This is a genomic window from Stenotrophomonas sp. YJH_SMC_53 (genome assembly GCF_059369995.1).
On record NZ_JCAFTF010000001.1, the window covers coordinates 246,221 to 268,854 of the forward strand.

Sequence of the window (22,634 nt, forward strand, 5' to 3'; positions counted from 1 at the left end):
GGCGGGCTGGTCTCAGCGCCGCGCTGGTGGAGGCGGTGGTGCCGGCGGTGGCGGAGCGGCCAGCGCCAGCCGCCATGAGGCGGCGTCCACCGGGACGGTGAGCTCGCGTTTGTCGCGGCGCAGCAACAGGTACGCAGTCGGGGCACTGGAATGCCGCAGTGCATCGGCAAGATGCTCGATCCGCCGCACGGCCGTATCGTCCAAGCGCAGGATGCGGTCGCCGCTGCGCACGCCGAAGCGGGCTTCCGGACGCACGGCTTCCACCCGTACCTGGCCCTCGGTCGAACGGAGCGCCAGGCGGGCATCATCCTGGCGCCATTCCAGCGTCTGCGAGCTGCCACCGCCGGCCAGCGCCGGCAGTGGCAGCAGTGCCATCAACAGCATTCGGCAGGCACGCACCTCACGCGCCCCGCGTGGCAACTGCGGGCGGGACCGCCGCCGCGCGCCGGGCCGGTCCGAACACCGCGACCTGGCCCAGCCCCCACAGCAGCAGCGCGCCCAGCGGCAGGTAGTACAGGGGCATGCGCGGCAGCTCGTACAGGTTCATCAGTGCCAGGTTGATCGCGTAGGCGGCCAGCATTCCCAGCACGATGCCCAGCGTGGCCAGCAGGAAGTTCTCGGTCTGGAAGTAGCGCAGGATCTGGCCACGGGTGGCACCGAGCGCGCGGCGGATGCCGATCTGCTTGCTGCGCTGCTGTACCCAGAAGCTGGCCAGGCCGATGATGCCCAGTGCCGTGACCACCAGCAGCGAGATGCACACGGTGATCAGCAGGCCGACCATGGCCCTGTCGTTCTTGAAGTAGTCATTGCGCTGCGCCTCATAGGTCAGCTTTTCACGCACCAGCCGGTTGGGATCGTTACGTTCAAGCGCGGCGATCGCACCCTTTAGCACTTCCTCGCGCCGATCTGGGGAGGTACGCAGGACATACGGTCCCTGGGTGAAATCAGTCCGCACCGGCAGCACGATCGACAGCGTGGTGTTGTTGTTGTAGTCGGTGGGCGTTGCCAGTGCGGCGACGATGCCGACTACGTGCAGCGGCTGCTTGCCCATGTAGAACGTCTTGCCCAGTGCATTCTCGCCCGGGTACAGCTTGTCGGCGAGGGTGCGGCTGATGATCACCGAGGACGCCGTATTGGACGAAGCGTTCTTCTGTGCGTCCTCGAAGTTGCTGTACTCGCTTGACTGGAAGTCACGGCCGGCGGTCAGCTGCAGTCCGAGCGTGGGCAGTCCACCCTCGCCGAACATGTACATGGTGACGAAGGCGGTCGGACGCTCCTGTTCCTGTTTAAGCGAAACGCTGGTGTTGGAGGAGTTCGGGCGGAACGGCAACTGGTTGACCTTGGCTGCGGCAGTCACGCCGGGCACCGCACGCAGGGCAGACAGGTCTTCCAGGGTGCGGGACTGACCGTTGGTCTGCTTGCCGATGCCGCTGACCCGGACGAACACCAGTTCGTTCTCGGCCAGGCCGCTGCTCTGGCTGATCCGTTCAACGCGCTGGGTGACCAGGAACAGGGCATTGCAGACGATGGCGCAGGTCAGGGCGACTTCCAGCACGATCAGGGCGGCGGCCGTCTTGTGCCGGCGCAGGGTGCTGAGGATGGGGCGGATGTCCATGGGAGGTCCTCGTACTCGTGCTTACTGCGACTTGAGCTGGATGGCCGGGGTAACCTGCATCGCGCGCCAGGCGGGCAGGAAACCAGCGGCGAGGCTGGCGAACAGGGTCAGGCCAATGGCCAGCAGCAGCATGCTGCCGTCCAGGTGGGCCAGGTTCGCGTAGTCCACGGGTTGCTGGCGTACCGCATACAGGCCGAGCAGGGCCAGGCCGATGCCGAGCACGCCGCCGGCAACGCCGATCGCACCGGCTTCAACCAGGCATTGCAGGAAGATCTGCCCACGACTGGCACCGAGGGCGCGGCGCACACCGATCTCGCCACTGCGGCGCAGGAACTTCGCCAGCAGCAGCCCCACGGTGTTGACCAGGCAGACGCCGAGAAAGCCCAGTGCCAGCCACATCTGCAGGCGCACGTCGCTGGGCACGGCGTTCTTGAACGTCAACCACTCCATCACCGGGCGCAGACGCACGTTGGTGGGGCGCTCGAAACGGCCCGCCGCGCGCTGCTGGTCCGAGTAGTTGACCAGGTAGTTGCGGTAGTCCTCGACCTTGGCCGGGTCCAGCTCCACCCAGTACTGGATCCAGCTGCAGGGCGCGCTGATCGAGTTGCTGCTGCCATCCGGATTCTCGCCGAAGCAGTTCATGTTGCCGTTGCTGCCGAACTCCAGGTCCATCGCAGTGGAGAACGGCACCAGCAGGTCTTCATCCTTGCCGTAGTTGCCGGTGGTCAGATCGAAGAAGTGGGGTTCGGGATTCCACTTCTTCATCACGCCGATCACCCGCAGTGAATGGCCACTCAGGCGGATCTCGCGACCGGTGCTGTCAGCACCCTGGAACAGCTTGTCGTTGATCGCTTTCGACAGCACCACCACGCGGCTGCGATTGTCATCATCGCTGCTGCTCCAGGCACGCCCGTACTGCATCGGTACGTCGAACATCGGGAAGAAATCGGCCGACGTCCAGCGCGTATCCACCGAGAATGGCTTGAGCGTGCTGAGCTCCGGTTCCACCGTGCCTCCGCCCGCACTCATCATCGCCTGGCGGATGCCGCGCTTCTCGCGCAGCAGGGTCTCGGCGTCGCGCCGTGTCATCTGTTCCTCAGGCTCCTCACCCGGGGTATAGCCGCCGCGCGGGCGCGGATCGACCTGCACATAGAACAGCCGGTCACTCTTGCCGGGAATCGGGTCACCGGACAGCACATGGAACACGGTCAAGGTGGTCATCGAGGCACCGATGCCGAGCGCGATGGCCACCACCATCAGCGCGGTCAGGACCTTGTTGCGGCGGAAGCTGCGTACCGCCAGTCGGGCGTAGTAGGCGAACATGGCCGGGCCCTCACTCGTTGACGGCGACGATGTGGCGCGGCGTGGCCAGCACCGGCTCGCGCACCAGGTCGGTGACCTGGCCGTCGACGATGTGCACGTTGCGCTGCGCACGCGCGGCCAGTTCCGGGTCGTGGGTGACCATTACGATGGTGGTGCCGGCGGCATTGATCTCCTCCAGCAGTTCCATCACGCCACGCGCCATCTGCGTATCCAGGTTGCCGGTCGGTTCGTCGGCCAGCAGCAGGCGCGGGCTGCCGGCCAGTGCACGCGCGATCGCCGCACGCTGCTGCTGACCGCCGGACAGCTCATTCGGGTAGTGCTTCATGCGCGAGCCCAGGCCGACCTGGGTCAGCGCCTTCTCGATGCGTTCGCGGCGTTCGTTGGCGCTCATCTTCCGATAGCGCAGCGGCACGTCGACGTTGTCGAACAGGTTGAGGTCGGGGATCAGGTTGAAGCCCTGGAAGATGAAGCCGATCTTCTGGTTGCGCAGGCGGCTGCGCGCATCATCGCCCAGCGTGCTCACGTCCTGGCCGTCGAGCATGTAGGTGCCGCTGGTGAAGGTTTCCAGCAGGCCGGCGATGTTGAGGAAGGTGGTCTTGCCAGAGCCGGACGGACCGGTGACGGCGACGAACTCGCCTTCCTTGACCTGCAGTTCCAGGGAGCGCAGCGCGTGGGTTTCCACCTGTTCGGTGCGGAAGACCTTGGCGACCGAACGCATTTCGAGCATGTACATGGGGTGTCCTCTCTCCAGGATTCAGGTATCAGTTGACGGAGACGCGTTCGGCGTCCTTGAACAGGTCGCTGCCGGAGACCACGATGCGGTCGCCCGGCTGCACACCCGACTTGATTTCCACTTCGCCCAGGCTGCTGACGCCCAGTTCCACCGGGCGGCGCACGGCGGTGCGGCCATCCATCACGTAGGCCATGCCGTTGCCCTGTTCGACGAACGGGCCGCGCTCGACCTTCAGCGCGTTCTTGCGGGTATCGAGCAGCACGCGCACCGACATCCGCTGGCTCTGGCGCAGGCCTTCCGGCTGCGCGCTGGCGAAGCGCACGCGGGCGTTGACCTCGCCGTTGACGACTTCCGGTGATACCGCGCTGATCTCGCCCGGGAACGGCTGGCCGTTGCCGCCGGTCAGCTGGGCCGGCATGCCGATCGCCAGGTCGCGGGCGAAGCTCTCCGGCACCTTGATCTCGACCTCGAACTTGGACAGGTCGACCACGCCCAGCACCGGCGCGTTGGCGGCCAGGTTGGTGGACTGCACCGCCTGGACCTGGCCGACCTGGCCATCGAACGGGGCGCGCAGGGTCAGTGCATCGACCTGGCGCTGCACTTCGGCCACCACGGCCTTCTGGCGGTCGGCCAGCAGGCGCTTGTTGCGGGCATCCAGGTCGGCGCCCTGGCTCTGCAGGCGCGCGTCGGTGGTGGCGTTGGCCAGGGTGATGTCGGCCTTCTTCAGCGAGTCCTTCGCCTTGGCCAGGTCGATCTGCGGCACCGCACCGCCGTCGTAGCCGCGCTGGTAGCGCTGCAGGTCGCGGTCGGCGGCCTGGCGCTCGATCGTGGCCTGGTCGGTTTCCTTGCGTGACTTGGCACGGGCCAGGGTCGCGTCCAGCGCGGCGCGGCTGGCCTCGGCTTCCAGGCCGGCCAGCGTTGCCTGTTCCTGGGCCAGCTTGCTGCGCAGTTCCGGGCTGTCGATGATCGCCAGCTCCTGGCCCTTCTTGACCACGTCACCGGCGACGACCTTCAGGTCCACGGTACCGGCCGAGATCGCGTACAGGATCGGGCTGTTGGCGGCGATCACGCGGCCGTCGGCGGCGATGTCACGGACCAGGTCGCCCCGCTTCACCTCGGCGATGCGCACGCGGCTGCTGTCGAAGGAGCGGCTGGCATTGGACCAGGCATGGACCGCCCAGCCGATGCCGGCGAGCAGCGCAATGGCGCCCAGCGCCGGCCAGCGGTAGCGATGCCAGCTTGCGCGGGTGGTGCCGGCCGGGGCGGAGGAAACGATCTGGTCCTGTGCGGAAGTGTCGCGGATCATCGGGTGCGTGCCTGACGGTGGTAGCCAATACCAAGCACGTAACGTGCCAAATTTATTTCCTTTCAGGTCAATGGGTTGGGGATTTCGGGGGAGTGTCCGGGTGTCCGCGGACACCTTTCCGGACACTTTCATTAAGCGGACAGGAGGGGGAAGCCAGGCAGGCGGGCTAGAATGCGCCGATCGTCTCCAAGGAATCGCGTGACATGTGTGGAATCGTGGGTGCAATCGCCGATCGCGATGTGGTGCCGGTACTGATCGAAGGCCTGAAGCGGCTCGAGTACCGTGGTTACGACTCCTCGGGCATCGCAGTGATCGACCACGCCGAGCGCCCCGAAGTCCGTCGCGTCCGTCGTACCGGTCGAGTGTCGGAAATGGCCACGGCGGCCGAGGCCGAGGGCTTCAATGCGGTGCTGGGCATCGGCCACACCCGCTGGGCCACCCACGGCGGTGTCACCGAGGCCAATGCACATCCGCACATCAGCCACGGTGTGGCGCTGGTGCACAACGGCATCATCGAGAACCACGAAGAGCAGCGCGAGAAGCTGCGCGCGCTGGGCTACACGTTTGAATCGCAGACCGACACCGAGGTCATCGCGCACCTGATCCACCATCATCTGAAGGGCGGCGACGACCTGCTGGTGGCGCTGCAGCACACGGTGAAGGAGCTGACCGGTGCCTACGCGCTGGCCGTGGTCAGCCGCGCCGAGCCGGAGCGCTTCGTCTGCGCGCGCATGGGCTGCCCGCTGCTGGTCGGCCTGGGCGAGGGAGAGAACTTCGTCGCCTCCGACGTCTCGGCCGTGATCTCGGCCACGCGCAAGGTGATCTTCCTGGAAGAGGGCGACACCGCCGAGATCCGTCGCGACGGCGTGCGCATTTTCGATGAGCACGACCAGCCGGTCGAGCGCGACGTGCACCTGTCCGACGTGTCGCTGGCATCGCTGGAGCTGGGCCCGTACCGCCACTTCATGCAGAAGGAAATCCACGAGCAGCCGCGCGCGCTGGGCGACACCATCGAGGCGGCGATCGATGCCGGTGGTTTCCCGGCCGGGCTGTTCGGCAAGAACGCCGAAGCGGTGCTGTCGGGCATCGAAGGCGTGCAGATCATCGCATGCGGCACCAGCTACTACTCGGGCCTGACCGCGCGCTACTGGATCGAGGCCATCGCCGGCCTGCCGTGCAGCGTGGAAATCGCCAGCGAGTACCGCTATCGCGCGGCCTACGCGAACCCCAAGCATCTGATCGTGACCATCTCGCAGTCCGGCGAAACGCTGGATACGATGGAAGCGCTGAAGTACGCCAAATCGCTGGGCCACAAGCACACGCTGTCGATCTGCAACGTGCCGGAAAGTGCGATTCCGCGCGCCAGCGAACTGGTCTGCTACACCCGCGCCGGCGCCGAGATCGGCGTGGCCTCGACCAAGGCCTTCACCACCCAGCTGGCCGCACTGTTCCAGTTGACCATGGTGCTGGGCAAGCTGCATGGCCGCATCGACGCGGCGCAGGAAGCGGACTACCTGGAACAGCTGCGCTTCCTGCCGGGCAGCGTGCAGCACGCGCTGAACATGGAGCCACAGATCGCCGCCTGGGCCGAGCGTTTCGCGCGCAAGAGCAGCGCATTGTTCCTGGGCCGCGGCCTGCATTACCCGATCGCGCTGGAGGGCGCGCTCAAGCTCAAGGAAATCTCCTACATCCACGCCGAGGCCTATCCGGCGGGCGAGCTGAAGCATGGCCCGCTGGCGCTGGTGGACGAGGACATGCCGGTGGTGGTGATCGCCCCCAACGACAGCCTGCTGGAGAAGGTGAAGTCGAACATGCAGGAAGTGCGTGCGCGTGGTGGCGAGCTGTTCGTGTTCGCCGACCAGGACAGCAACTTCAACGCGTCCGAAGGCGTGCACGTGATCCGCACGCCGCGCCATGCTGGCGTGCTCAGCCCGATCGTGCACACCATCCCGGTGCAGCTGCTGGCCTACCACACCGCGCTGGCGCGCGGCACCGACGTGGATAAGCCGCGCAACCTGGCCAAGAGCGTGACGGTGGAGTAAGGCATTCCCGGAGCTGTGGGATGCTGCATGCGAAAGGGGCCTGCGAGGCCCCTTTCGTTTGTGCCGGACGCAGTGCGAAGTGGGACAGCCGCCGGGCGTTCGGTCCGTCGTCGGCAGCAGGTAGTCATTCTTTAATGCGCGAAGCCGCCTGTATTCAGCGGCGGTTTCAGCCGCGGTGCCATTCTCTGGATCGTCAGTTGGTTCCCACGACGAACTGTCCTATCGATGCCGGTAGTGACCGAGGGTCGCAGTCGTAGAATCGATCTGGCCGAGGTTCGGGTTGAGTCGTTGAACCCGCCTCGTTCGCGTTGCAGCACGTCGTCTGCCGAGCCATTCCAAGCGGCAGCCGGGTGCGCCAGACGTGCGCTGAAAGGTCTGTTCCCGGGGAGGGGGCGTATCGGAAGAGCACACTTTTTTGACTTCAGTGACCTGCACCAGGAAACAAGAATGAACGTCCGCGAACTCCTGCAATCCAAGAAAGAAGCTGTCATCACCATCGATGCCGAAGACACGATCGGTGCCGCCGCCCACAAGATGAGCGCGAACAGGATCGCTGCGCTGGTGGTGATGAAGGACGATGCCCCGGTCGGCATCATTTCCGAGAAGGACATCGTGCGCACCCTGGCCGACGACGGCCCGCAGGCCGGCCGCCGGGTGATTTCCAGCCTGCCGTCCACCGGTCTGGAGGGCATTGCGCCGGAAGCCACGCTGAAACAGGCCATGTCGTTGATGACGTACTCGCGGCGCCGTCACCTGATGGTCACTGAAGGCACTCGCCTGGTCGGCATCCTCAGCCTGGGCGATATCGTGAAGAACCTGCTGGGCGAGCTGGAACTGGAAAAGGCGGTGCTGCAGGACATCTACATGGCCGCCCACTGAGGGCCGCAGCGCTGGAAGCAGAGAAGCCGGGCATTGCCCGGCTTCTTCGTTCACGGCACCGGTGATATCAGAAAGTGACCTTCACCGAATCGGCGCTGTAGTTCGCCGGCCCGTGATAGACCACTTCGATGTTGTTGCCATCGGGGTCGAGCACGAAGGCGCCGTAGTAGCCCGGGTGGTAGGGGCGTTCGCCTGGCGCGCCATTGTCGGTACCGCCGGCGGCGATCGCGGCAGTGTGGAAGGCATCAACGGTGGCGCTGTCGCGGGCCTGGAAGGCGAGATGGTGGCGGCCGGTCAGCTGGCCGGCGGCGGCACGGCTGCTGGCACTGGAAATGAACAGCTCGTCGGCCCAGAAGAAGTCTGGCCCTTCGCCGCCCAGTGGGATGCCGACCGTATCGAACACTGCCTGGTAGAAGCGGCGGCTGGCGGCCAGGTCACGCACCACCAGCTGGATGTGGTCGATCAGGCGGCCACGGTGCAGTTCCATCGTTTCCATACGAACCTCACAGAAAAAGGGGACGGAGTTGGTAGCGCTGGGCCGTGCCCGGCGAGCGCGCAGCGCGGCTTGCTCAAGGCCGCCGGGCATGGCCCGGCGCTACCGGAATTGTGCCCCTTTCCGGGTCAGACGTTGGCGATGATCTCGACCCAGTAGCCGTCCGGGTCCTTGATGAAGGCCAGGTTCTTCATGCGGCCGTCGGTCAGTCGCTTCTGGAAGGTTACCCCGAGGTCCTCGAAGCGCTGGCAGGCCGCCTCGATGTCCGGCACCGACACGCAGATGTGGCCGAAGCCGCGCGGGTCGCTGTTGCCGTCGTGATAGACCGCACCGTCCTGGGTTTCGGTGCCGTGGTTATGGGTCAGTTCCAGCACGCCCGGCAGGCCGGCCATCCACACGCGGCGCTGGCTGTCGTCTTCCGGTACCACCACGCCGGCAGGGACGTAGGCCAGGAAGTACAGGCTGAACTGGGCCTCCGGGAAGTCGCGCTTGTCGATCAGCTGGTAGCCGAGCACGCGGGTGTAGAAGTCCAGCGAGGCGGTGATGTCCTTCACCCGCAGCATGGTGTGGTTGAACACGAAGCCGGTGGTTTCGGCCGGGGCCTGGGCGGCGACGCCGGGGACATCGCGCAGGGCGGGAATGGTCATGGGGGAGGTCCTTCAGACAGGGCCGTTGCCGGCCGGATGGGGGCATTCTACCGGCCAGCACCTGACGGTACCGCGACGTACAATGGCCGGATCGCACCGTTCCGTCCTGACAACGATTGCCCGCCATGTCGCAGCGTGAATGGGTGGCCGCCGCCATCCGCAAGATTGAAGCCGATTTCAACCGCTCCGCCGATACCCACCTGATCCCGCTGGCGCTGCCCGGGTTCGAGGGCATCGATGTGTACCTGAAGGATGAGTCGAGCCATCCCACCGGCAGCCTCAAGCACCGGCTGGCGCGCTCGCTGTTCCTGTATGCGCTGGCCAATGGCTGGCTGCGCGAAGGGCGACCGGTGATCGAAGCGTCCAGCGGCTCGACGGCGGTGTCCGAAGCCTATTTCGCGCGCCTGCTCGGCCTGCCGTTCATTGCAGTGATCCCGGCCACCACCTCGCCTGAAAAGATCGCCGCGATCGAGTTCCAAGGCGGCCGCTGCCACCTGGTCGAACGTGCCTGCGACCTCAACTGTGATTCGGAAAAGCTGGCCCGTGAAACCGGTGGCCACTTCATGGACCAGTTCACCTACGCTGAGCGCGCGACCGACTGGCGCGCCAACAACAACATCGCCGAGTCCATCTTCAAGCAGATGGCCGAAGAGCCCAGCCCGGTCCCGGAATGGATCGTGTGCAGCCCCGGCACCGGCGGTACCGCCGCCACCCTGGGCCGCTATGTCAGCTACCGCCGCCACGATACCCGCATCCTGTGCGCGGACCCGGAAGTGTCGGTGTTCTTCGACGGCTACCGGGCCGCCGTGGCCGGTGGACAGGACTGGCGCGACCTGACCTGCAGTGGTGGTTCGCGCGTGGAGGGCATCGGCCGGCCACGGGTGGAGCCGAGCTTCATCCCGACCAGCGTCGATGCGATGGTCAAGGTACCCGACGCGCTGAGCCTGGCCGCGATGCGCCATGTCAGCCGCCAGCTCGGCCGCCGCGTCGGTGGCTCCACCGGCACCAACTTCATCGGCGTGCTGCAGGCCGCGCAATGGATGCGCGAGGCGGGCCACCAGGGCAGCATCGTCAGCATCCTTTGCGACAGCGGCGAACGCTACGCGCAGAGCTATTACGACCCGGCGTGGTACCTGCGCCAGGGCATCGATGTCGACGGCGCCGATGCACAGCTGGCCGCGGCGGTGGCCGGGCAGGGGTTGCCCGAGCTGCCGTGGTGCAGCCTGGAAGCGCTGTAGCATGGACGACGCTCTCGCCGGGCCATGCCGGCGATGCCAGGGGGCACCGCAGAGGCGTGCGTCGATTGGTAGAGTCGACTGTTAGTCGACTGCTCTACGTTCAGGTCGCGAAAACGCTGCGCGCGAAAGTCGACTGACAGTCGACTCTACCGGCCGCCGGGGCGTCTCAATATCCCGCCGCGGTGAAGGCGTCGAGCACCGCGTCGCGCAGTGCATCGGGCAACGCCTCGATGTCCATCGCACGGTCATCCAGGTGCAGGGTGGGATCCAGGATGCTGGCGCGGCCCTGGGCCAATGCCTGCAACCACAGCAGCACGCAGATCACGAACTCGCGCTCATGGCCCAGCTGCAGCTGGCTGGCGCCGCGCTCGACTACTTCGAACGGGTACCACTCCTGGCTTTCATTGAACGTGCCGCCCTGCTGGAGCACCGCCTGCAACTGCTGCAGGTGGCGCGGGGCGTCGTCGCCGGCATCGCACAGCGCGGCGATCCAGGCCAGTTCGGCCGCGCTGGCAGACAGTGCCAGCGACCGCGCCGGTGAGGCGGATGCAACTGCAGCCAGACCTTCCATGTGGGGCCTCGTTCGGTACGTGCCGCTGCGGACTCCCCCGCACCCAGAGCTTCGGGGGGCGCGCGTAAGGCCGATGTGAATGCCGTGCCCCCTTGTCAGCGATGCCTGGCAGCGCCATATCTACCGGGCTGCCCGCCTGCCGGGCCCGTACTCTGGAGACCTGCCGTGACCGTTGCCAACCCCCTGCTCGATTTTTCCGGCCTGCCGCGCTTCGAGGCGATCCGCCCCGAGCACGTGGCGCCGGCGCTGGATGTGCTGCTGGCCGAGGCCGAAGCCGCCGTCAGCGCAGCCGAGCAGGTGCAGCCGGTCACCTGGCAGACCTTCGTGACCCCGCTGGACGATGCCACCGAGCGCCTGTGGCGCGCCTGGGGCCTGGTCGGCCACCTGCAGGGCGTGGTCAACACCCCGGAGCTGCGCGAGGCCTATAACAGCAACCTGCCGCGGGTGACCCGCTTCGCCAGTGCGCTGGGGCAGAACCTGGCGCTTTACCGCCAGTACCAGGCGCTGGCCGCCAGCCCGGAGACGGCGCATTTCGATGAAGCCCAGCGCAAGGTGCTGGACAACACCCTGCGCGACTTCCGCCTGGGCGGCGCCGAGCTGGCGCCCGAGGCGCAGCAGCGTTTTGCTGCGATCAAGGAAGAACTGTCGGCGCTGTCGGCGAAGTTCTCGCAGAACGTGCTCGACGCTACCGATGCCTGGTCGCTGATCATCGAAGACGAAGCGCGGCTGAAGGGCCTGCCTGATGATGTGAAGGCCACCGCGCATGCCGCAGCACAGAAGGACGGCAAGGCCGGCTGGAAACTGACCCTGCAGATGCCGTGCTACCTGCCGGTGCAGACCTGGGGCGAGGACCGCGACCTTCGCGAGATCCTGTACCGCGCCAGCGCCCAGCGTGCGTCCGAATTCGGCGATGACGCACTGGACAACAGCGGCAACATCGACCGCATCCTTGCCCTGCGCGCCGAACTGGCTGCGTTGCTCGGCTTCGATTCGTACGGCCATTACTCGGTGGCGACCAAGATGGCGCAGGACCCGGCCGAAGTGCTCGGTTTCCTGCGTGACCTGGCCGCGCGCGCCAAGCCGTTCGCCGCCAGGGACCGCGCCGAGCTGGAGCAGTTCGCGCGCGAACAGCTCGGCATCGACAGCCTGCAGGCCTGGGACCTGGCCTTCGCCGCCGACCGCCTGAAGCAGGCGCGTTACAGCTATTCCGAGCAGGAGGTGAAGCAGTATTTCACCGAGCCGAAGGTACTGGGCGGCCTGTTCTCGGTGATCGAGCAGCTGTACGGCCTGCGCGTGCAGGAGGACAGCGCGCCGGTGTGGCACGAGGATGTGCGCTTCTTCCGGTTGGTCGATGCGCAGGGTGCGCTGGTTGGCCAGTTCTACCTGGACCTGTACGCCCGCGAGGGCAAGCGCGGCGGGGCGTGGATGGATGATTGCCGCAACCGTCGCGTGCGCACCGACGGCAGCGTGCAGACGCCGCTGGTTTACCTGGTGTGCAACTTCGGCCGCGGTGCCAACGGCAAGCCGGCCACCTTCAGCCACAACGAAGTGACCACGCTGTTCCATGAGATGGGCCACGGCCTGCACCAGCTGCTGACCCGCATCGGCGAACTGGGCGTCGCCGGCATCAACGGCGTGGAATGGGATGCGGTGGAGCTGCCCAGCCAGTTCATGGAGAACTTCTGCTGGGAATGGGATCACCTGCAGGCGATGACCGCGCACGTGGACAGCGGCGAGCCGCTGCCGCGCGCGCTGTACGAGCGCATGCTGGCCGCGCGCAACTTCCACAGCGGCATGGCCACCGTCCGCCAGCTGGAGTTCGGCCTGTTCGACATGCTGCTGCACAGCCAGTTCGAACCAGCGCAGGACAGCGTGCTGGCACTGTTGGACCGCGTGCGCGCGGAAGTGGCGGTGAACCACCCGCCGGCCTGGAATCGCTTCCCGCACCAGTTCAGCCACATCTTTGCGGGCGGTTACGCCGCGGGTTATTACAGCTACAAGTGGGCCGAGGTACTCAGCGCCGACGCCTATGCCGCTTTCGAGGAAGCGCCGCAGGCACTGGCTGAAACCGGTGCACGCTTCCGTGATGAGATCCTGTCGCGCGGTGGCAGCCGCCCGGCGGCGGACAACTTCAAGGCCTTCCGCGGCCGTGCTCCGCAGATCGATGCGCTGCTTCGCCACTCGGGCATGGCGTAATCCATGGTGGTGGGTGCCAACCTTGGTTGGCACTTCACTGCCATCCACGCATGGCGTGGATCTACCGGAATGCCGGCCAGCGGCCGGCACTACCGGTGGCGGGTCATTCGGCGTAGATCATCTTCCGGGTCATGCCGCCGTCGACGATGAAATCCTGGCCGGTGCTGAAACCGGACAGTGATGACAGCAGGTATACGGCCAACGCACCGATGTCCTCCGGCTGGCCGACGCGGCCGACCGGGTGTTGCGCATGGTCGGTGGCCGAATACTCCGGTGCGTGTCGCCGTGAGGGTGCCTGCCACTCGCAGGTGCCGATCCAGCCGGGACTGATGCTGTTCACCCGCACCGCCGGGCCGCTGCTGATCGCCAGCGCATGGGTGAAGGCCACCAGCCCGCCCTTGGCTGCGGCATAGGCTTCGCTGTGTGCTTCGGATTGCCAGGCGCGGGTCGAGGCGATGTTGATGATCGCACCGGCGGCGCTGGAGGTCAGTGCCGGCAACGCATGCTTGCTGCACAGGAACGCGCCGTGCAGCGAAGACAGCCGGCGCTGCCACTCGTCCCAGTCCATGTCCTGCAGCAGCGTGCCGTGCGGGCTGGCAATCCCCGCGTTGTTGACCAGCCCGTCGATGCGGCCGAAACGCTGCAGGGCCACGGCGATGAAGGCGCGCACGCTGGCTTCGTCGGTGATATCCAGGCGCTGGAACACGGCATCCTCACCACGCTGCCATTCCGCCAGGCACGCCTCGCCGGCCTCCATGTCGAGGTCGCCGATCAGCACGCGGCCACCGGCGCCGAGCACGGCCTGCGCGATGCCACGGCCGATGCCGTTGGCACCGCCGGTGACCAGCACCACCTTGCCCGACAGCGGCGCGGCCGGCCAAGCGGCAATCGGCGGTACCGTGCTCACGACAGGTCTTCGCCACGCAGGCGGCGATGCCAGCCGTCCACGCCGATGCGGTCCAGGGTCTGGATGTTGCGCTCGACGATCACGTCCGGGTCCGGATAGACGTCCACCGCGCGCGCCACGCTGTCTTCGCGCAGCAGGTGCAGGGTGGGGAAGGGCGCGCGGTTGGTGTAGTTGCTGGCGTCGTCGGCAGCCACGCCCTCGAACTGGTAATCCGGATGGAAGCTGGCCACCTGCAGGATGCCCTGCAGGTCCAGCGCCTCGATCGCCGCGTCGGCGTTGTCGAGGAAGTCATTGTAGTCGAGGAAATCGGTCAGCACCTGCGGATGCACGATCAGCGTGGTATCGATCTGCTCGGCCGGCGTATCACGCAGCAGGACCAGTTCCTCGGCCAGCTGCTCAACCAGGGCTTCGGTCGTGGTCGCATCGCTGAGCACGATGCGGACCTGGTCCTTCACGTAGACCGCCTTGGCGAACGGGCACAGGTTCAGGCCGATGACGATGCGTTCCAGCCACAGGCGGGTGGCGGCGATCGGGTCCTCGGTGGGCAGGTGGGAATCGGTCATGGCGGGCACGTCGGCTGGCGGGGCCGCCATTGTAGGCGCGTCGCTGGCAACGCGCCGTCGTACCTGCCGCTGGCAGCGCCGGGCCATGCCCGGCAGATGCCTCAGTCGCGGAAGTTGTTGAACTGCAGCGGCAGTTCGAACTTGCCGGCCTTGAGCACGGCGATGGCGTCCTGCAGGTCGTCGCGCTTCTTGCCCTGCACGCGCAGCTTGTCGCCATTGATCTGGCTTTCAACCTTCAGCTTGGCTTCCTTCAGCGCAGCGGCGATCTTCTTGGCGATCTTCTGCTCGATGCCCTGCTTGACGGTGATTTTCTGCCGGGCCTGGGCCAGGTTGGTCTCGATGTCGCCGAACTCCAGGCTGAGCACGTCGATGCCGCGCGCGGCCAAGCGTGCACGCAGGATGTCGTTCATCTGCTTGAGCTGGAATTCGGTCGGCGCGAACTGGTTGATCACATCGCCATCGCGTTCGAACTTGGCATCCACGCCCTTGAAATCGAAGCGGGTGGCCAGTTCGCGGTTGGCCTGGTCGATGGCGTTGGTCAGTTCGTGGGTGTCGACTTCGGACACGACGTCGAAGGAAGGCATGGGCGATGCTCCGCAGGATTCAGTGCAGCCATTCTATCGCGAGGGCCCGCTTACCCGCCCTCTGTAGAGCCGAGCCCACGCTCGGCTGCTCTTCACAACGCAGCCGAGCGTGGGCTCGGCTCTACAGAAGGCGACGACCGGGCAATAATGGGCCATGAACGTGCAACGCTCCCCCTCTCGCGCGGTGGCCTGGATGGTCGCTGCGGTCGCCTGCTTCTCGCTGATGGATGCTGGCATGAAGCAGCTGTCGGCCAGCTACCCCACTCTGGAAGTAACCTTCCTGCGCGGCGCGGCCTCGTTGCCGTTCGTGCTGGTCTGGGTGCTGGCCAGCGCCGGGCCACGTTCGCTGGTGCCGCGCCGCTGGGGGCTGCACCTGCTGCGTGGTGCGCTGGGCATGGCGATGATCGGCTGCTTCGTGTTCGCCCTGCGCGACCTGCCGTTGTCCACTGCCTACACCATCTATTTCGTTGCCCCGCTGCTGATTGCCGCATTGTCGGTGCCGCTGCTGGGCGAGCGGGTCGGGCCACGGCGCTGGGTCGCCATCGGGATTGGCCTGGTCGGCGTGCTGGTGGTGCTGCGGCCGGGCGTCGATGGCTTCATCTCGGTGCCGGGGCTGATGGTGCTGGCCGCGGCCACCGCCTATGCCATTGCGGCGATCACGGTCAGCCTGCTGACCCGCACCGATACCTCGCAGTCGATGGTGGTCTGGTTCCTGGTGATCATGGCCATCGGTGCCGGCCTGCTGGCCCTTCCCGGCTGGGTGCCGCTGCAGCTGGCACATGCGCCGCTGATCGGTGGCATGGGCCTGGCCGGGGCGTTGGGCCAGATCGCCCTGACCAGGGCCTTCCAGCTGGGCGAGGCCTCGATGATCGCGCCGTTGGAGTACAGCGGGCTGGTCTGGGTGATCGGTTGGGACCTGGCCTTCTGGGGCCAGCTGCCCGATGGCTATACCTGGGTGGGCGCGGCGATCATCGTGGCTTCGGGGCTTTACCTGCTGCACCGCGAGCGGGTCAACCGGCAGGAGCCACCGAAGCCGCTGGATCATCCCTGAACCGGTTTGGCCGGGAAGCGGGGTCAGAGCCCCTGCGGGGATCCGACCCCGGAACCCGCGCCGGAGCAGGTACGTTAGAACCAAAAGGAATAACATTCTGGCCCATGGCGCGGGCGCGCGACCGCCTGCGCTGGTAGGCTGCACGCCCCCTTCCGTCACCCAGCCGGTGAGCCACGCCCGTGATCGAGTTCCAGCGCCTGCACAAATCCTATGCCGTTGCCGGCCGCGAGATCAGCGCGCTGCAGCCGTTGGACCTGACCATCGAGGCCGGTGAGGTTTTCGGCATCATCGGCCATTCCGGCGCCGGCAAGTCGACCCTGATCCGCATGATCAACCGCCTGGAAGAACCCAGCGGTGGCCGGCTGCTGATCGGTGGTGAGGATGTCACCGCGCTGGACGCGGACGGCCTGCGCGCGCTGCGCCGGCGCATCGGCATGATCTTCCAGCACTTCAACCTGCTGTCGTCGCGCACGGTGGCGGGCAATGTCGCCTTCCCGCTGGAACTGGCCGGCACGCCGAAGACGGAAATCGACGCGCGCGTGGCCGAGCTGCTGCAGACCGTGGGCCTGGAAGCGCATGCGCAGAAGTATCCGGCGCAGCTGTCCGGTGGCCAGAAGCAGCGCGTCGGTATCGCCCGCGCGCTGGCGACCCGTCCACAGATCCTGCTGTGCGACGAGGCCACCAGTGCGCTCGATCCGCAGACCACCGCTTCTGTGCTGTCGCTGCTGTCAAAGATCAATCGCGAGCTCGGCCTGACCATTGTGCTGATCACCCACGAGATGGACGTGATCCGCCGTGTCTGCGACCGCGTTGCGGTGCTCGATGCCGGCCAGATGGTCGAAACCGGTCCGGTCACCCGGGTGTTCCTGCACCCGCAGCATCCGACCACCCGCCGTTTCGTCAGTGAGTCGGAGCATGTGGACGAGGGGGCGCTGCACCGTGATTTCGATGCCGTTGGCGGCCGTATCGTGCGCCTGACCTTCCTCGGTGGCGACACCTACGAACCCCTGCTCGGCAGTGTCGCGCGGCAGACCGGGGTCGACTACAACATCCTGTCCGGCCGCATCGACCGGATCAAGGACACCCCGTATGGCCAGCTGGTGGTCGCCCTGGTGGGCGGTGACCAGTCCGCCGCGCAGGCCGCGTTCGTGGCCGCCGGCGTGCATGTTGAGGAACTGCGTCGATGATCATCGCTACTGCCGGCGGTTTCTTCCGCCACCTGGATGCGGGCAAGTGGGCCGACATCGGCCAGGCCACCATCGACACCCTGCTGATGCTGCTCGGTTCGCTGCCGCTGACCCTGGCCATCGGCCTGCCGCTGGGTGTGCTGCTGTACCTGTTCGGCGCACCGCAGATGAAGCGCCGGCCGTTCGCCTATGGCGTGCTGGCGCTGGTGGTGAACCTGCTGCGTTCAGTGCCTTTCATCATTCTGATGATCGTGCTGATTCCGGTCACCCTGTTCCTGATGGGGACGTCGCTGGGCGTGCGTGGTGCGATCGTGCCGCTGGTTATTGGTGCCGCACCGTTCTATGCGCGCCTGGTCGAGACCGCGTTGCGCGAGGTTGACCGCGGCGTGATCGAAGCTACCCAGGCAATGGGCGCCACCACCTGGCAGCTGGTTACCCGCGTGTTGCTGCCGGAAGCGCGCCCGGGCCTGATCGCTGGTGCGACGGTGACCACCGTCGCGCTGATCGGTTTCACCGCGATGGGCGGCGCCATCGGTTCCGGCGGCCTGGGCGATCTGGCGTTCCGCGACGGCTACCAGCGTTCGCACACCGACGTGGCCCTGGTCACCGTGGTCCTGCTGCTGGTCCTGGTGCAGCTGCTGCAGATGCTCGGCGACCGCCTGGTCGCGCATTACAACCGCAAGTAACCGAGTGCCGGGCGGCGCCCGGCATCGTTCGGGTAGTGCCGGCCGCTGGCCGGCAATCCCACGACCCGGTCAACGCGCGTTCGGTACTTCGTAGCCCAGCTTGCCGACCTGTTCCGGATGCTGCGGCACGCGCTTGAGCTTGTCGGTGTTCACGCCGTACTCGTCGCGCAGGCGCTCGGCCAGCTCCTTGTACAGCGCTTTGTCCATGTCCGGCGTGCGCGAGAAGATCCAGGCCATCTCGCGGCCCGGGTAGCCGATCAGTGCCCACGAATAATCCGGGGCGACGTCCAGCACCCGGGAGTGGGTCGGCACCACGCGGTAGAACCAGGTGCGCCAGCCGTGGTTGCCGCTGTCCGGGTCGACGCTGGCGCGTGCACGGATCTCCTGCAGGGGTTCGCCGAAGCCGTCGCGGTAGCGGTAGGTGATGCCGACCTTGTGCTCGTCGCGCAACTCGTACTCGTTGACGCTGGCGACGTGCCCGCGTTCGATGAAGTTCGGCACGCGGCCGATCACGTACCAGGTGCCCATGAAGCGCTTGAGGTCGATCGGGGCATCCGGATCGGCGCGCGGGACGCTGGCACGGGGTGATGGCGGCTCACCGACCGCCATGGCGGGGCCCGCCAGGGACAGGGCCAGCAACACGGCGCAGAGCGGGCGGATCGAAGTCATGCGGGAGCGGGCTCAGGAGGGCTTTGCCTGAGCATGGTCGACTGAGCGTGCGCGATCCGTCAATGGTGTCGCAATCTGTGAGAAGGGGCTTGCCCAAGCTGTGTTGCATTGTCTACCGGAGAAGGCCCATGAACACACGTTCCGTCCGTCACCCTGCAACTGAACGCATCATCGAACGCGCCGACCCGCGCCTGCTGCGTGGCGTGCGGCAACTGGCGCTGGCCGGACTGGCGCTGGTACTGGTCTGGCCAGCGGCACGTGGCAGCAGCGCGTGGTTGGGCTGGCTGCCGATGTGGCTGATCGGCATGCCGCTCGCGGCCTGGTGGGCGCTGCTGCGCTTCCCGCTGCCGCGCCTGTCGGGGCCGGCAAAGGTGCGGCGTACCGGTGGACAGGCGCGTCGCCGGCGCGGCCCGGCGGCCACGGCCTGACCTTCGACACGGGGGAGGCCGCGGCATTCCGTGCTAGCGTTCCACGGCTTATGACTGCCTGGAGCTGCAATGTCACGACTCGCTTCCGCCTGCCTGTTGGCCGGCATGATGACCGCTGCCTCGGTGGGGACCGCCGTGGCCGCTGAGGATACCGACCGCTACGCCTGGCTGGAGGACGTCACCGGCGACAAGCCGCTGTCCTGGGTCAAGGAACAGAATGCCAAGTCCGAGGCGCGCCTGGCGCAGACCCCGGCCTTCAAGCAGATGGAGACCCGCATCCGCGAGGTGCTCGACTCCGATGCCAAGATTCCGGGCGTGCAGAAGATCGGCGACTACTACTACAACTTCTGGAAGGACCAGCAGCACGAGCGCGGCCTGTGGCGGCGCACCACCCTGGCCGAGTACCGCAAGGCGTCGCCGCAGTGGGAGACCGTGCTCGACCTGGATGCACTGAACAAGGCCGAGGGTGAGAACTGGGTCTGGCACGGCGCCGATTGCCTGCGCCCGGATTACAGCCGTTGCCTGATCGCGCTGTCGCGCGGCGGCGCCGACGCCGACGTCACCCGCGAGTTCGACCTGGCCAACAAGACCTGGATCAAGGACGGCTTCTTCCGCCCGGAGTCGAAGGGGGGCCTCAACTGGGTCGATCGCGACACCGTGTTCGTCTACACCGATTTCGGTGCCGGCACGATGACCACGTCCGGCTATCCGCGCGTGGCCAAGCTGTGGAAGCGCGGCACGCCGATGGCCTCGGCCACGACGGTGTACGAAGGCAAGCCGGAAGACATGTACATCGCGGCGATGCACGATGACACCCCGGGCTTCGAGCGCAACCTGGTCAGCCGCACGCTGGCGTTCTACAACAACGAGCTCTACCTGCGTGGCGACGACGGCACGCTGACCAAGATCGACGCGCCGAACTCGGCCGAGAAGGGCCTGCACAAGCAGTGGCTGACCCTGGAACTGCGCGATCCGTGGACCGTGGGCGGCAAGACCTATGCGTCCGGTTCGCTGCTGGCGACGAAGCTGGACGACTTCCTGGCCGGCAAGCGCGACTTCGAGGTGCTGTTCACCCCGACCGCGACCACCTCGCTGGCCAGCGCCACCTGGACCAGGAGCCACCTGGTGCTGAACGTGCTGGACGACGTCAAGAACCGCCTGTCGGTGCTGACCCCGGGCGCCAACGGCTGGCAGACGAGCCGCTTCGTCGGCGCACCTGCCTTCGGCACGCTGGGCGTGGCTGCAGTGGACAGCAATGACAGCGACGCGGTGTGGCTGACCGCCACCGACTACCTGACCCCGACCACGCTGGCGCTGGCCGAGATCGGCCAGGCCCCGGAAACACTGAAGACCATGCCGGCCTTCTTCGACGCCAAGGGCAAGGTGATCGAGCAGCACTTCGCCACCAGCAAGGACGGCACCCGCGTGCCGTACTTCGTGGTGCACGACAGGGCGATGAAGCTCGATGGCTCCAATCCGACGCTGCTGTACGGCTACGGTGGCTTCGAGATCTCGCTGACCCCGAGCTATTCCGGTGGCATGGGCCGCGCCTGGCTGGAGAAGGGCGGCGTGTACGTGGTGGCCAACATCCGTGGTGGCGGCGAGTACGGCCCGCGCTGGCACCAGGCGGCGCTGAAGCAGAACCGCCACAAGGCCTACGAAGACATGGCCGCGGTGGCGCGGGACCTGGTCAAGCGCAAGATCACCAGCGCCAAGCACCTGGGCGTGCAGGGCGGCAGCAACGGTGGCCTGCTGACCGGCAACATGCTGACCCAGTACCCGGAGCTGTTCGGTGCGGTGGTGGTGCAGGTGCCGTTGCTGGACATGAAGCGCTACAGCCACCTGTTGGCGGGTGCCTCGTGGATGGCCGAGTACGGCAACCCGGATACCAGTGACTGGGAGTTCATCAAGACCTTCTCGCCGTACCACCTGTTCAACGCGAAGAAGAACTACCCGCCGGTGCTGTTCACCACCTCGACCCGCGACGACCGCGTGCACCCGGGCCATGCCCGCAAGATGGCGGCGAAGATGATCGACGCCGGCAAGGACGTGACCTACTACGAGAACATCGAAGGGGGTCACGGCGGCGCCGCCAACAACGCGCAGGCCGCACACATGTCGGCACTGGCCTACAGCTTCCTGTGGGAGCGGTTGGGCGGCAAGTAAGCAGAACGGAAAACGCCGCCCCAGGGCGGCGTTTTCCGTTATCGGGTAGCGCCGGGCCATGCCCGGCGAGCGCGTAGCGCGGCAAGATGCCGCCGGGCATGGCCCGGCGCTACCGGAAATGCTTCAATCCGCGCGCAATCCGCGCCACCGCGTCCTGCAATCGCGGTACCTCCTGGGTATAGGCCAGGCGCACGTGCTGGTTGGCACGATGGAAGCCGAAATCCAGGCCCGGGGTGAACGCCACGTGCTCGGTTTCGAGGAAATGCGCGCAGAATGCCTGCGCGTCGTCGGTGAACGCGCTGACGTCGGCGTACAGGTAGAACGCGCCCTGTGGCTCGACTTCGATACGGAAGCCCAGCTCACGCAGTGCCGGCAGCAGGAAGTCGCGACGCTGGCGGAACGCGTCGCGGCGCTGTTCGAAGATCGCCATCGATTCCTCGCTGAAACAGGCGAGGGCGGCATGCTGGGCGATGCTCGAGGCGCTGATGTACAGGTTCTGCGCCAGCTTCTCCAGATCCGGTACTGCTGACGGCGGCGCCACCAGCCAGCCCAGCCGCCAGCCGGTCATGCCGAAATACTTGGAGAAGCTGTTCAGCACGAACGCGCTGTCATCCACCTGCAGCACGCTGGGCGCATCCAGGCCATAGGTCAGGCCGTGGTAGATCTCATCCACCACCAGGTGACCACCGCGCGCGTGCAGGGTCTTCGACAGTGCCGCCAGCTCGGCGGCGGAAAGCACGGTGCCGGTCGGGTTGGCCGGCGAGGCGACCAGCGCGCCGACGCTGTCGGCATTCCAGTGCTGTTCCACCAGCGACGGGGTCAGCTGGTAGGTGGTCTCCGGCCCGACCGGTACCAGTTGCGCACCGCCTTCCACCAGGCGCAGGAAGTGGCGGTTGCACGGATAGCCGGGGTCGGCCAGCAGCCAGTGGCGGCCGGGATCGACCAGCAGGCTGCTGGCCAGCAGCAGCGCACCGGACCCACCCGGGGTGACCAGGATGCGTTCAGGATCGATGTCCAGACCGTAGTGGCTGCGATAGAAACCGCTGATCGCCTGGCGCAGGGCCGGCAGGCCACGTGCGGCGGTGTAGCGGGTGTGGCCGGCGGCCAGTGCGGCCTGGCCGGCCCGCACGACCGGTTCGGCCGTAGTGAAGTCCGGTTCGCCGATTTCCAGGTGGATCACATCGTGGCCGGCCTGTTCCAGTGCCTGCGCGCGGGCCAGCAGGGACATCACATGGAACGGGGCGATTTCATGGCTGCGCCGGCTGTAGCCCGGCGTGTGGGGCAGGGTACTCATGTGCCCATGGTACGCCGGCCGGCACGACCCATGACGATCCGCAGGGTTGCCGCATT

At 66.8% G+C, this 22,634-nt stretch carries 22 protein-coding genes; 9 read left to right on the forward strand and 13 right to left on the reverse strand.

Annotated elements, in window-relative coordinates; all coding sequences use genetic code 11:
* Nucleotides 1–12: 12 nt before the first annotated feature.
* Genes AC5P7X_RS01170 through AC5P7X_RS01190 form a run of 5 tightly spaced genes read right to left on the reverse strand, consistent with a single transcriptional unit; the run spans nt 13 to nt 4,977 of the window.
* Complete coding sequence (locus AC5P7X_RS01170) at nt 13–384, reverse strand: PDZ domain-containing protein (protein WP_053497579.1); 372 nt, start codon at nt 382–384, stop codon at nt 13–15.
* Between the two features lie 16 nt (nt 385–400).
* Nucleotides 401–1,615 (reverse strand): ABC transporter permease, encoded by a 1,215-nt coding sequence (locus AC5P7X_RS01175; RefSeq protein WP_495214341.1) that lies wholly within the window; start codon nt 1,613–1,615, stop codon nt 401–403.
* A gap of 21 nt (nt 1,616–1,636) precedes the next feature.
* The gene (locus tag AC5P7X_RS01180; RefSeq protein ID WP_053497575.1) at nt 1,637–2,938 is read right to left on the reverse strand and encodes an ABC transporter permease; all 1,302 of its coding nucleotides are present in this window, start codon (nt 2,936–2,938) and stop codon (nt 1,637–1,639) included.
* A gap of 10 nt (nt 2,939–2,948) precedes the next feature.
* Nucleotides 2,949–3,671 (reverse strand): ABC transporter ATP-binding protein, encoded by a 723-nt coding sequence (locus tag AC5P7X_RS01185; RefSeq protein WP_005419487.1) that lies wholly within the window; start codon nt 3,669–3,671, stop codon nt 2,949–2,951.
* A 28-nt stretch (nt 3,672–3,699) separates the two neighbouring features.
* Nucleotides 3,700–4,977, reverse strand: a complete 1,278-nt coding sequence (locus tag AC5P7X_RS01190) for an efflux RND transporter periplasmic adaptor subunit (RefSeq protein ID WP_495214343.1) — start codon at nt 4,975–4,977, stop codon at nt 3,700–3,702.
* A gap of 203 nt (nt 4,978–5,180) precedes the next feature.
* Between AC5P7X_RS01190 and glmS the strand changes: the two genes are divergently transcribed.
* Complete coding sequence (glmS, locus tag AC5P7X_RS01195; protein ID WP_053497571.1) at nt 5,181–7,019, forward strand: glutamine--fructose-6-phosphate transaminase (isomerizing); 1,839 nt, start codon at nt 5,181–5,183, stop codon at nt 7,017–7,019.
* A 447-nt stretch (nt 7,020–7,466) separates the two neighbouring features.
* Nucleotides 7,467–7,898 (forward strand): CBS domain-containing protein, encoded by a 432-nt coding sequence (locus AC5P7X_RS01200; RefSeq protein WP_005411115.1) that lies wholly within the window; start codon nt 7,467–7,469, stop codon nt 7,896–7,898.
* Between the two features lie 67 nt (nt 7,899–7,965).
* On the opposite strand, the gene AC5P7X_RS01205 is transcribed toward AC5P7X_RS01200, so the two are convergent.
* Complete coding sequence (locus tag AC5P7X_RS01205; RefSeq protein ID WP_005419481.1) at nt 7,966–8,394, reverse strand: VOC family protein; 429 nt, start codon at nt 8,392–8,394, stop codon at nt 7,966–7,968.
* Between the two features lie 125 nt (nt 8,395–8,519).
* Nucleotides 8,520–9,038 (reverse strand): lactoylglutathione lyase, encoded by a 519-nt coding sequence (gene gloA / locus AC5P7X_RS01210; protein ID WP_134955650.1) that lies wholly within the window; start codon nt 9,036–9,038, stop codon nt 8,520–8,522.
* Nucleotides 9,039–9,163: 125 nt separating this feature from the next.
* On the opposite strand from gloA, the gene AC5P7X_RS01215 reads away from it, so the two are divergent.
* Nucleotides 9,164–10,276, forward strand: coding sequence for a PLP-dependent cysteine synthase family protein (locus AC5P7X_RS01215; RefSeq protein ID WP_005419477.1), 1,113 nt, complete (start codon nt 9,164–9,166; stop codon nt 10,274–10,276).
* A 166-nt stretch (nt 10,277–10,442) separates the two neighbouring features.
* On the opposite strand, the gene AC5P7X_RS01220 is transcribed toward AC5P7X_RS01215, so the two are convergent.
* Nucleotides 10,443–10,847: a hypothetical protein gene (locus AC5P7X_RS01220; protein ID WP_005419475.1), complete on the reverse strand. Its 405-nt coding sequence runs from the start codon at nt 10,845–10,847 to the stop codon at nt 10,443–10,445.
* A gap of 165 nt (nt 10,848–11,012) precedes the next feature.
* On the opposite strand from AC5P7X_RS01220, the gene AC5P7X_RS01225 reads away from it, so the two are divergent.
* The gene (locus AC5P7X_RS01225) at nt 11,013–13,043 is read left to right on the forward strand and encodes a M3 family metallopeptidase (RefSeq protein WP_495214345.1); all 2,031 of its coding nucleotides are present in this window, start codon (nt 11,013–11,015) and stop codon (nt 13,041–13,043) included.
* Nucleotides 13,044–13,146: 103 nt separating this feature from the next.
* On the opposite strand, the gene AC5P7X_RS01230 is transcribed toward AC5P7X_RS01225, so the two are convergent.
* The 3 genes from AC5P7X_RS01230 to AC5P7X_RS01240 form a co-directional block, all read right to left on the reverse strand.
* Nucleotides 13,147–13,950 carry an SDR family oxidoreductase gene (locus tag AC5P7X_RS01230; protein WP_188247784.1) on the reverse strand — a complete coding sequence of 268 codons (804 nt, stop codon included), beginning with the start codon at nt 13,948–13,950 and terminating at the stop codon, nt 13,147–13,149.
* Nucleotides 13,947–14,513, reverse strand: a complete 567-nt coding sequence (locus AC5P7X_RS01235) for a DUF1415 domain-containing protein (RefSeq protein ID WP_188247783.1) — start codon at nt 14,511–14,513, stop codon at nt 13,947–13,949. The genes AC5P7X_RS01230 and AC5P7X_RS01235 overlap by 4 nt, the downstream gene beginning before the upstream one ends.
* Before the next feature lie 101 nt (nt 14,514–14,614).
* Complete coding sequence (locus AC5P7X_RS01240) at nt 14,615–15,097, reverse strand: YajQ family cyclic di-GMP-binding protein (protein WP_005419468.1); 483 nt, start codon at nt 15,095–15,097, stop codon at nt 14,615–14,617.
* A gap of 154 nt (nt 15,098–15,251) precedes the next feature.
* Between AC5P7X_RS01240 and AC5P7X_RS01245 the strand changes: the two genes are divergently transcribed.
* From AC5P7X_RS01245 to AC5P7X_RS01255, 3 genes are all read left to right on the forward strand, one after another.
* Nucleotides 15,252–16,148 (forward strand): DMT family transporter, encoded by an 897-nt coding sequence (locus tag AC5P7X_RS01245; protein WP_005419466.1) that lies wholly within the window; start codon nt 15,252–15,254, stop codon nt 16,146–16,148.
* A 179-nt stretch (nt 16,149–16,327) separates the two neighbouring features.
* Nucleotides 16,328–17,335 carry a methionine ABC transporter ATP-binding protein gene (locus AC5P7X_RS01250; RefSeq protein ID WP_033834529.1) on the forward strand — a complete coding sequence of 336 codons (1,008 nt, stop codon included), beginning with the start codon at nt 16,328–16,330 and terminating at the stop codon, nt 17,333–17,335.
* Nucleotides 17,332–18,021 carry a methionine ABC transporter permease gene (locus tag AC5P7X_RS01255; RefSeq protein WP_346607531.1) on the forward strand — a complete coding sequence of 230 codons (690 nt, stop codon included), beginning with the start codon at nt 17,332–17,334 and terminating at the stop codon, nt 18,019–18,021. The genes AC5P7X_RS01250 and AC5P7X_RS01255 overlap by 4 nt, the downstream gene beginning before the upstream one ends.
* Nucleotides 18,022–18,090: 69 nt before the next feature.
* Here AC5P7X_RS01255 and AC5P7X_RS01260 read toward each other — a convergent pair whose 3' ends face one another.
* Nucleotides 18,091–18,690, reverse strand: a complete 600-nt coding sequence (locus AC5P7X_RS01260; protein ID WP_005419460.1) for a lipocalin family protein — start codon at nt 18,688–18,690, stop codon at nt 18,091–18,093.
* Between the two features lie 128 nt (nt 18,691–18,818).
* Here AC5P7X_RS01260 and AC5P7X_RS01265 point away from each other — a divergent pair, with 128 nt between their 5' ends.
* Together AC5P7X_RS01265 and AC5P7X_RS01270 are read left to right on the forward strand one after the other, a co-directional pair.
* Nucleotides 18,819–19,118 (forward strand): hypothetical protein, encoded by a 300-nt coding sequence (locus tag AC5P7X_RS01265; RefSeq protein WP_095378272.1) that lies wholly within the window; start codon nt 18,819–18,821, stop codon nt 19,116–19,118.
* 69 nt (nt 19,119–19,187) lie between these two features.
* Nucleotides 19,188–21,284: a prolyl oligopeptidase family serine peptidase gene (locus AC5P7X_RS01270; RefSeq protein ID WP_005419457.1), complete on the forward strand. Its 2,097-nt coding sequence runs from the start codon at nt 19,188–19,190 to the stop codon at nt 21,282–21,284.
* A gap of 109 nt (nt 21,285–21,393) precedes the next feature.
* On the opposite strand, the gene AC5P7X_RS01275 is transcribed toward AC5P7X_RS01270, so the two are convergent.
* The gene (locus AC5P7X_RS01275) at nt 21,394–22,578 is read right to left on the reverse strand and encodes a pyridoxal phosphate-dependent aminotransferase (RefSeq protein ID WP_346607530.1); all 1,185 of its coding nucleotides are present in this window, start codon (nt 22,576–22,578) and stop codon (nt 21,394–21,396) included.
* Between the last annotated feature and the right edge of the window lie 56 nt (nt 22,579–22,634).